At 62.4% G+C, this 8,551-nt stretch carries 9 protein-coding genes; 7 read left to right on the forward strand and 2 right to left on the reverse strand.

Annotated features, from left to right (window positions below):
- Window positions 1-70 precede the first annotated feature (70 nt).
- From K0M74_RS13375 to K0M74_RS13395, 5 genes are all read left to right on the forward strand, one after another.
- Window positions 71-2,182 (forward strand): heavy metal translocating P-type ATPase, encoded by a 2,112-nt coding sequence (locus K0M74_RS13375; protein ID WP_293973231.1) that lies wholly within the window; start codon window positions 71-73, stop codon window positions 2,180-2,182.
- A complete protein-coding gene (gene ccoS / locus K0M74_RS13380) occupies window positions 2,179-2,334 on the forward strand; it encodes a cbb3-type cytochrome oxidase assembly protein CcoS (RefSeq protein ID WP_293973234.1) in 156 nt (51 codons plus the stop codon). The genes K0M74_RS13375 and ccoS overlap by 4 nt, the downstream gene beginning before the upstream one ends.
- Window positions 2,331-2,558, forward strand: coding sequence for a hypothetical protein (locus K0M74_RS13385; protein ID WP_293973237.1), 228 nt, complete (start codon window positions 2,331-2,333; stop codon window positions 2,556-2,558). The genes ccoS and K0M74_RS13385 overlap by 4 nt, the downstream gene beginning before the upstream one ends.
- A 56-nt stretch (window positions 2,559-2,614) precedes the next feature.
- Entirely contained in the window at window positions 2,615-3,910 is a 1,296-nt protein-coding gene (hemN, locus tag K0M74_RS13390; protein WP_293973240.1) for an oxygen-independent coproporphyrinogen III oxidase, read from the forward strand.
- 349 nt (window positions 3,911-4,259) lie between these two features.
- Window positions 4,260-4,415 carry a DUF3363 domain-containing protein gene (locus K0M74_RS13395; protein ID WP_293973243.1) on the forward strand — a complete coding sequence of 52 codons (156 nt, stop codon included), beginning with the start codon at window positions 4,260-4,262 and terminating at the stop codon, window positions 4,413-4,415.
- 29 nt (window positions 4,416-4,444) lie between these two features.
- On the opposite strand, the gene K0M74_RS13400 is transcribed toward K0M74_RS13395, so the two are convergent.
- Together K0M74_RS13400 and K0M74_RS13405 are read right to left on the reverse strand one after the other, a co-directional pair.
- A complete protein-coding gene (locus tag K0M74_RS13400; RefSeq protein ID WP_293973246.1) occupies window positions 4,445-4,816 on the reverse strand; it encodes a hypothetical protein in 372 nt (123 codons plus the stop codon).
- Window positions 4,813-5,967 (reverse strand): nucleotidyltransferase domain-containing protein, encoded by a 1,155-nt coding sequence (locus K0M74_RS13405; protein ID WP_293973249.1) that lies wholly within the window; start codon window positions 5,965-5,967, stop codon window positions 4,813-4,815. The genes K0M74_RS13400 and K0M74_RS13405 overlap by 4 nt, the downstream gene beginning before the upstream one ends.
- Window positions 5,968-6,297: 330 nt before the next feature.
- On the opposite strand from K0M74_RS13405, the gene K0M74_RS13410 reads away from it, so the two are divergent.
- Window positions 6,298-7,227: a nucleotidyltransferase gene (locus K0M74_RS13410; RefSeq protein ID WP_293973252.1), complete on the forward strand. Its 930-nt coding sequence runs from the start codon at window positions 6,298-6,300 to the stop codon at window positions 7,225-7,227.
- 9 nt (window positions 7,228-7,236) lie between these two features.
- The gene (locus K0M74_RS13415) at window positions 7,237-8,124 is read left to right on the forward strand and encodes a DMT family transporter (protein ID WP_293973255.1); all 888 of its coding nucleotides are present in this window, start codon (window positions 7,237-7,239) and stop codon (window positions 8,122-8,124) included.
- Window positions 8,125-8,551 lie beyond the last annotated feature (427 nt).

An 8,551-nucleotide genomic window follows, 5' to 3' on the forward strand; every position in this document is an offset into this window, starting at 1 on the left:
TAGGGCGCCAGCGGCTCGACATCAGCGTCGCCAAGGGCTCGGACGAGGCGCGCTACCGGATCGAGCCGCAATGACCGCAGCCGCTTTGGTCGAACGCGATTTCGCCGTTCCCGACATTCGCTGCGCGGGGTGTATCGCCAAGCTGGAGCAGGGCCTGGTGCGCGATCGCCGCATCGCCTCGGCGCGCGTGAACTTCACCGAAAAACGCGTGCATCTGTCATGCCTTCCCGATGCCGAGATGCCCGACCTGATCGGCGCGTTCACGACCTTGGGGTTCGAGGCGCATCCGATCGGCGACGCGCTGGGCGATGCCGATCCCGCTGCGGCGGGTAGCCGCGAATTGCTGCGCGCGGTTGCGGTCGCGGGCTTTGCAATGATGAACATCATGCTGCTGTCGGTGTCGGTGTGGTCGGGCGCGACGGGGGCGACGCGCGACCTGTTCCACTGGCTGTCGGCGATGATCGCGCTGCCAACGATCGCTTATGCCGGTCGGCCGTTCTTTCGCTCGGCGTGGCGCGCGCTGCGCCATCGCCAGACCAATATGGATGTGCCGATCAGTATCGGGGTGCTCCTCGCCAGCGCGCTCAGCCTCTATGAAACCGCGACGCACGGCCCGCACGCCTATTTCGACGGCGCGGTGATGCTGCTCTTTTTCCTGCTCTGCGGTCGCTGGCTCGACAGCGTGATGCGCGACCGCGCCCGCGGCGGTATCACCGCCTTGCTACGCAATATGGGCACCGGCGCGATGGTGCTCGGCGACAATGGCAAGACGCGATGGATCGATGCGACCGCGCTGGAGCCGGGCATGGTGATGCTCGTCGCGGCGGGTGAGCGGCTAGCGGCCGATGGCGCCGTCGTCCGCGGATCCAGCCGTCTCGACTTGTCGCTGCTCACTGGCGAGAGCGCGCCGCAGTCGGTCCGTCCCGACGACCGCGTCCATGCCGGGACGCTCAATCTCGACGCGCCCGTCGAGGTGAAAGTCTCCGCGGTGGGCGCCGACACTGCGCTGGCCGATATCGCGCGCCTGATGGGCGAGGCGGCGCAGGGCAAGTCGCATTACGTCCGCATCGCCGACCGCGCGGCGCGGCTCTACGCTCCCGCGGTCCACGCGCTGGCGTTGCTGGCATTTGTCGGCTGGATGATCGTCGGCGCGGGCTGGCACCACAGCTTGCTCATCGCGGTGGCGGTGCTGATCATCACCTGCCCGTGCGCGCTCGGGCTGGCGGTACCGGCGGCGCAGATCGTCGCGGCGGGCGAACTGATGCGCGTCGGGGTGCTTGTCAAGGATGGATCGGCGCTCGAACGGCTGGCCGAAGTCGACCGTGCGATGATCGACAAGACCGGAACGCTGACCCTGGGTCGCCCCGAGGCCCGCGATCTCGAACGCCTCGACCCCCATGTCCAGTCACTGGCGCTGGCGCTGGCACAGGCCAGCCGCCATCCGCTAAGCGAAGCCCTGACGCGCGGTCTACAGGTGCTCGACGTGTCGCGCGCCGATGTCCACACCATCCGTGAGACGCCGGGCTTTGGCGTCGAGGCCAAGTGGGGCGATCGCGTCGTCACCCTCGGCCGCCCGAGCGACCCGATCGAGGGCGACGCGCTGGCAACCCAGCTATCGATCGACGGCGCGCTTGTCGCCACGATCCGCTTCGCCGACCGTCTGCGCCCCGATGCGCGCGCCGCAATCGACGCGCTGCGCAGCGACGGCATCGACGTGTCGATCCTGAGCGGTGACCGCGCCGCAGCGGTGGCGCCGGTGGCCCGCGAACTGGGGATGACCGCGCAAACCGGGATGAGTCCGCAGGATAAGCTCGCCGCGCTCGCGCGCCAGAGCGTCACGCACAAGGTGCTCATGATCGGTGATGGCCTCAACGACGGTCCCGCTCTGGCGGCCGGCCATGCCTCGATGGCGCCGGGTTCGGCGAGCGACGTTGGCAAAAACGCCTCGGACTGCATCTTTCTCGGCGACCGGCTGATGCCGATCGTCGCTACGTTGCGCATGGCGCGGCGGACGCAGGCAATCGTCCGACAGAATTTCGCGCTGGCGATCGGTTACAATGTCATCGCAGTGCCGCTGGCGTTCCTCGGCTACGTCACCCCGCTCGTCGCCGCGCTGGCGATGTCCGGATCGTCGCTGCTTGTCGTCGGCAACGCAATGCGGCTGAAAAGGGCGATCCGGTGAACGGTCTCGCGGTCCTGATCCCGATTGCCCTCGGGCTCGGCCTGCTCGGGCTCGCGGCCTTCTTCTGGTCGCTGCGCCGCGGGCAATTCGACGACCTCGACGGCGCGGCGCTGCGCATCTTTGTCGAGGATGAAGAGGAGACGTCGCCATGATCGGCCGCGCCTTCGCGTCTCTGGCCGCAGGTACCGCTCTTGCGTTGACGCCGCTGGCCGTCGATGCTCGCATCCTGATTGTCCCCGATTGCGGGGGCGGCCGCCACCTGCTGGTCGTACCGGACGCGCCCGACGGGAAGGGCGAGAAGGCGTGTGCCAAGGCCTGTCACGCGATGACCGAACGGCGCGGCAAATCCTTGGGCGTCAGGAAAAACTGTTGCTGATTGACGCGTTGATCTGGGTCAATGCGATCGCGCCAGCTCCCGCCTAACCCGTCACCATGTGGAGCTATTGTCCCGACCTGCTGGCAACGCCGGTGCCGCGCTATACCAGCTACCCGACCGCGGTCGAATTCGGCGACGATGTCGGTGCCGACGAATATGCCGCGGCTCTCGACCGGATCGCATCCGCGACTCCCGTCTCGCTATACGTCCACATCCCGTTCTGCGACCAGATTTGCTGGTACTGCGGCTGCAACACCGGCGCCGCGAACCGCACCCAGCGCCTGAGCGACTATCTGACGGCGCTGCGTTCCGAAATAACCATGGTCGCCAAGCGCGTCGGCGGCCGCGCGCGCGTCCAGCGCATCGCGTTCGGCGGCGGCAGTCCAAATGCCATCGCGCCGGTCGACTTCGTGCGCCTGCTCGACCGCATCCTGACCGTCTTTGACGCCAGCGACCCCGACATTTCGATCGAGATCGACCCGCGCGGTTTCTCCGCGGATTGGGCGCGCGTTCTCGCAGCTTCTTCCGTCAAGCGGGTCAGCCTGGGCGTGCAGACCTTTGCGCCGCAGATCCAGCAGGCGATCGGGCGCGTTCAGCCGCTCGCCGATATCGAAAACGCGATGGCCAGCCTGCGGCTCCGCGGCATTGATGCGATCAATTTCGACCTGATGTACGGCCTGCCCGGCCAAAGCCTCGGAGACCTCGACGCGACGCTCGACGAAACGATACGTCTCGCGCCGAGCCGCATCGCATTGTTCGGGTACGCGCATCTGCCCACGATGATCCCCCGCCAGCGCCGGATCGACGCCAGCAATCTGCCCGATCACAAACTCCGTTTCGAACAGGCGGAACTGGGGTTCAATCGTCTAACCGCAGCAGGCTATGTGCCTATCGGCTTCGACCATTTCGCGCTGCCGACCGACCCGCTGGCCATCGCCGCAAGCGAAGGGCGGGTGAACCGCAACTTTCAGGGCTTTACCGACGACGACACGTCGATCCTGCTTGGCTTCGGCGCCAGCGCGATCAGCAAATTTCCCGAACTGATCATCCAGAACGAAAAACGCGCGGGGCATTATCGCGACCTGATCGCCGAAGGTCGGCTGACAGCGACGCGCGGGGTGTCTGTTGACGCGGACGAACGCGAGCGCGGCACCATAATTCGCGATCTGCTTTGCAGCGGTCGGGCGCGCATCCACGCGCCGATGAGCGAGGCGACGCATATCGCGATGGCTGCTTTTGAAGACCGGGGCCTGATCGGCTGGGAGGCCGATATTCTGATCATCCGCGATTGTGGTCGCCCCTATGCCCGCCATGTAGCGGCGCAATTCGATCGGGTCCGCGGAAAGCTGTAATTGCGGCAATTAGAGCCGTATCCATCAGAAGACGGCGGATCGGAGCGATACCGCGCATCGGTGACGTAGCAGGGTCTCGCTTGGACGGCGTTTTCAACGTCGCCGTAAGAGCGTTTCGTGCCGACCAAGGGATCAAGTTTTCCGTCGGGCAAGCGTCTGTCTGAGCGGCGCGGCTTTCAACCGGCCGCCGGTAACGGCTTCGCCATATGCCTTCCACTTCGGATCGGATGCCCTCCAAAGCTGCCGCATGAGCCGATCATGTTACACGGTCGTTCGATTTGGCCAAGTTGCTCCTGACAACATGTTGTAACATAATATAAGCGCCGACCGTCCGAGTTTGGAGGAATATATGGACCGGTCGAGCTGTCGTTTGAAAAGGGGCCGACGTGGCGTTCCGCGGCGGCCGGTTCTCGACCGCCAGGTTAGCAAGATGATCGGCGGCACTGTCGGCGAAGGAGGTATAAGCTGGACGTTGGGGAGACAGCGAGGACCGGAGATCTTATGAGCGTTCCGCGTCACGCGGTCCGCATCGGTTTAGCCATCGCTGCGCCCACCTTCTTTTTCCAAGAGCGCGCTTCCGTTCACGAACAGCGTGTAGAAGCCGCCAATGTCGAGCGCGTCAGCGTGCCGTTCGTTGAATGATCGAACCATGTCCCACAGGTTCGGGGCCTGCACCTTCTTGACCCGCCGTACGGTAGAATCTGATCGCCAGAGGTCGCCCACCCGGTGAACGATCGATACGTTTTGCCCGAGGCTGATTTCGACGTTGTGGTCGAACGCCTCGTACCGGGATCGCGGCGACGGGAGCAGGCTACGAAGCAGGTTCAGCATGGGAGCTTTGAAGGGCTGAAAATCGATCGGACTTTCCGCGGACTGGAGCATTGGCGAAGCATCGGGAATATTCACCGTAAACAGGTTGAGACCGAGACCCTGAAGGCTCCGCCGCATCTTCTGAAACCAGGACGATGCCGCGTCATTCGCCGGCTCGACGAACGGCAGGAGGTCGAATCGGCCCTTGAATATCTGGCGGGCGGGCGAGAAGCGGCGAATGTTGACGAGCTTCGCATGGGTTGGGTATCAAGGATCTCCGTCTCGACACACGGGCTTTGCCCGGGGTGCATAACAAGGCGCGTCACAATCCGGTGCATGCTTCCTGATACGAGCGCCTGACCGACCATCGCGTTCAAATTAGGGGAGAATGGAGTGGGTCGCGGGGGTCCCAATGCTTGCCGGCTAGCGAGATAAGCCTGTGCGGTTTCCTCCGACATTCGCGTCGACTTTGCGATGTCATTCAACGGAGCACCCGTCACCCACATATGCTGCGCGCGCAGCAGCTGCGCGATATCCGTAAATTCGCTTTCGGCGGGCGCATTGGGCGCGACCGGCCAGTCCGAACGGAAGGTGGCAGCGCGCGCCGATGGGACCATCTCTGTTTCGTCCGGTTCGCTGGTTCCGTTCGGTTTTTCCAATATCTTGATCGCCGTATCGACCGGCAGCTCGCGTTCGCGTGCCGCGTCATAGGCATAGATGCGACGGTGCGGCGCACCCAGAATCTCAAGGTCGCTATAGTCGTAAATCGCAATCTTGTTCGAGACCTTTTTGATGCGCCGCCGTAGCTGGTCCTCGACGCGGTTAAGCCGCCGGAAAAAGCCGAGATGCCTTGGCATCGCCGCCTCTTCGGCATCGGTGATCCGGCGCATCTCTTCTTTGCCGAGGGGGCGCCGTCCCGTTCCCACGACCAGGTCGATATCGCCGGCATCCCCATCCTCGTCGCCCGTGAGCACGCTTCCGAAAAGAATGACCTCGGTGATCCGGCATGAGGACGATGGGTCGCTATTGATCAGGCGGGCTTCCTCGACGATTTGCCTGGCGATCCGGCACCCTTCAATGATTGGGAAGCGCTTGATCAGGCGGGTCGCGCCAAGGCGATGGGCCTTCTCCACCGTCCGCCAGAAATCGATATGATCTTTGCATCCCGCATATGCGATCCAACCATCTTGCGCGAGCGCGACAAGGGTCCGGCTGATATGGGGTTCCGCAACCCCCAGATATGCCATCGCCGTCACCGTGTCGAAGCTTTCGCGGCCGAAAAGTTTTTTGAGAAGTGCAGGGCGTACGCCGCAAATCAGTTCATCGCGATCTATGCGCGCGCTTTCGCTCTCCGGTTAATTCGCCCGTTTTGATATTCGCAGCTTCGTCCAATCGTTCAATCGGATTTTGGACCGGCGCCATCGGGGAACAGGGAGAAACGTCAAATGCTTCGCCGTCTCGCCGTCTCGCCACATCGCGGAGCCGAGGAGAGAAAGCCCCAAAACTGGTGTCAATTCCGGCTCTGTCGACGCGGCTTGAAACTTGCCAACCGTGTGCCGGCCCGACAGGGTATTTCCATGCGAACCGAACTCGACCATTTGCCGGCGAACAAACAGCGCGAGCTCGAGCGCGTGAAGACGATTATCTTCGAAGAATTCGAGGATGCGATCGCGCTCGGCACCATGGGCTGGAAGAAAAAAGGCCGGATCGACAAGATTATCCTCTATGGCAGCTATGCGCGCGGCGGCTGGGTCGATGAGCCGCACACCGCCAAGGGCTATCGCTCGGACTTCGATCTGCTGATCATCGTCAACGACAAACGCCTGACCGACAAGGTGGACTTTTGGGCGAAGCTTGACGACCGACTGACCCGCGAGCTTGCGATCGACAAGACGCTGCACACGCCGGTCAACTTCATCGTTCACACATTGCAGGAAGTGAACGACGGACTAGCGCACGGGCGCTATTTCTTCATGGACGTCGCGCGCGATGGTATCGCGCTTTACGAATATGACGACAAGGAATTGCACAAGCCGAAGCCCAAGACGCCCGAGCAGGCGCTGGCGATGGCGCGGGAGTATTTCGACGAATGGTTTCCGCTAGCGATGCAGCGTTTCGAGCTGTCAACAATGGGCCGCGATAAAGGCTTTCTTAAACCTGCCGCTTTCGATCTTCATCAGAGCGCGGAATTTCTCTATCACTGCGTACAGTTGGTTTGCACCTTTTATACCCCTCATGTTCACAACCTCGGGTTTCTGCGAACCCAGGCTGAGCGGATCGATATGCGACTGGTCGATGCGTGGCCGCGTGATCTCAAGGCTGATCGGGCGCGCTTCGAGAAGCTGAAAGAGGCCTATGTGAAGGCCCGCTACTCGAAACATTATCGGATCGCCGAAGAAGAGCTGGTTTGGCTTGCCGGTCGCGTCGAGGAACTCGGGCGGGCCGTTCACGCCATTTGTTCGGAGCGGATTGCGAAGCTCGAACACGCTGCGCGAGCCGCGGACTAATCTCGGGCCATGCGCGTTCGCGATTTCTTGCTGCTTGTCGCCGTATGTCTGATCTGGGCCTTCAACAATGTCCTGAGCAAGATCATCGTGACCGATTGGGGCATTCCGCCGCTTTTCTACGCCTCGCTGCGTTTTGCTGTCGTGGCGCTGGTTATGTGGCCGTGGCTACTGCCGATGCCGCGACCGACATGGCGCATTATTGCCATCGCACTTTGTCTGGGTGGCGGCAGTTTTTCGCTTTTATTCGTTGGCCTGCAAACCGTCTCGCCTTCGGAAGCGGCGATCATTCTCCAGCTCGGGGTGCCCTTCACTATGCTGCTCTCTGTGCTGGTGCTGAGTGAGCGCATCCATTGGCGCCGCGGACTTGGGATCGCGCTGACGCTTCTTGGCGTTTTGATTGTAACCTGGCGGCCCGGCGGACTGTCGCTCTCGACAGGGCTCTGGTTTGTCGCAGCCAGCGCATTTGCCGGCGCCGCGGGTGCGGTGCTGATGAAGCAGGTCGACGGCGTCACGCCGTTCCGCTTTCAGGCGTGGGTCGGGCTGGTTTCAGCGACCGTTTTGACCCTCGCGACCTTCCTGCTCGAGGATGGGCAATGGACCTCGGCAATGGCGACAGGGTGGCCGCTTGCGGCCGCAGTCCTGTTTACGGCACTTGTCGTTTCAGTCGGCGCACATTCCGTCTATTACCATCTTATCGATCGCTATGAGGCGAATTTGCTCGCGCCACTGACCTTGATGACGCCGCTCGCGACGATCGGGCTGGGCGTTCTCATCACGAATGACCATTTCGACATGCGCATGGGCATCGGAGGCGGGCTGGCGATGCTGGGCGTGTTGATCGTGGCGATGCGGCGCAAGCCAGCGACCAAACTGCTTGTCGAGCGGGAACTGCGATAGCAGAGCGAAGTCGAACCGTTCCGTGCGTAACTTGACGAGTTGCTGTAACGGTCCTGAATGATGGTTGGGGCGCAGCGATGCAAAGATACGTGTCAAAGCTCCGGTCAAAGCGATTTTGTGTTGCGCGAATGCATCACTCTCGCGAAATTCCGTTACGGAACGCTGATTTCGATGGTGTGCTTTTTTCCCTCCTGTATGCGCCCCGATGCGACCCAAATGGAGGGCTCCTCCATTCAACTTTGGCGGCCTTTTAGGCCGCCTTTTTTGAATGTCGGCTTCGCGCCTGATGTAAGCCATAGCTGGCCTCGTGACGCCTGCCTGAAAGCGGCTGTCCTGCATCGCAGGAACAAAGCGTCTGCTTTGCCTCATCCGACAGATAGCCTATGGCCGCCGGCAGCGAACGAAAAGGGGAAGCAATGGCCGCGTC

Origin of the sequence: Sphingopyxis sp., from assembly GCF_019459305.1 — a bacterium.
In the GTDB taxonomy this organism is placed as follows: domain Bacteria; phylum Pseudomonadota; class Alphaproteobacteria; order Sphingomonadales; family Sphingomonadaceae; genus Sphingopyxis.

What these genes read in the sequence shown, in the direction of transcription:
- K0M74_RS13375 (WP_293973231.1), top strand. Translation starts at nt 71, where the DNA reads ATGACCGCAGCCGCTTTGGTCGAACGCGATTTCGCCGTTCCCGACATT.
- K0M74_RS13385 (WP_293973237.1), top strand. Translation starts at nt 2,331, where the DNA reads ATGATCGGCCGCGCCTTCGCGTCTCTGGCCGCAGGTACCGCTCTTGCG.
- hemN (WP_293973240.1), top strand. Translation starts at nt 2,615, where the DNA reads ATGTGGAGCTATTGTCCCGACCTGCTGGCAACGCCGGTGCCGCGCTAT.
- K0M74_RS13395 (WP_293973243.1), top strand. Translation starts at nt 4,260, where the DNA reads ATGGACCGGTCGAGCTGTCGTTTGAAAAGGGGCCGACGTGGCGTTCCG.
- K0M74_RS13405 (WP_293973249.1), bottom strand. Translation starts at nt 5,967, where the DNA reads ATGGCATATCTGGGGGTTGCGGAACCCCATATCAGCCGGACCCTTGTC.
- K0M74_RS13410 (WP_293973252.1), top strand. Translation starts at nt 6,298, where the DNA reads ATGCGAACCGAACTCGACCATTTGCCGGCGAACAAACAGCGCGAGCTC.
- K0M74_RS13415 (WP_293973255.1), top strand. Translation starts at nt 7,237, where the DNA reads ATGCGCGTTCGCGATTTCTTGCTGCTTGTCGCCGTATGTCTGATCTGG.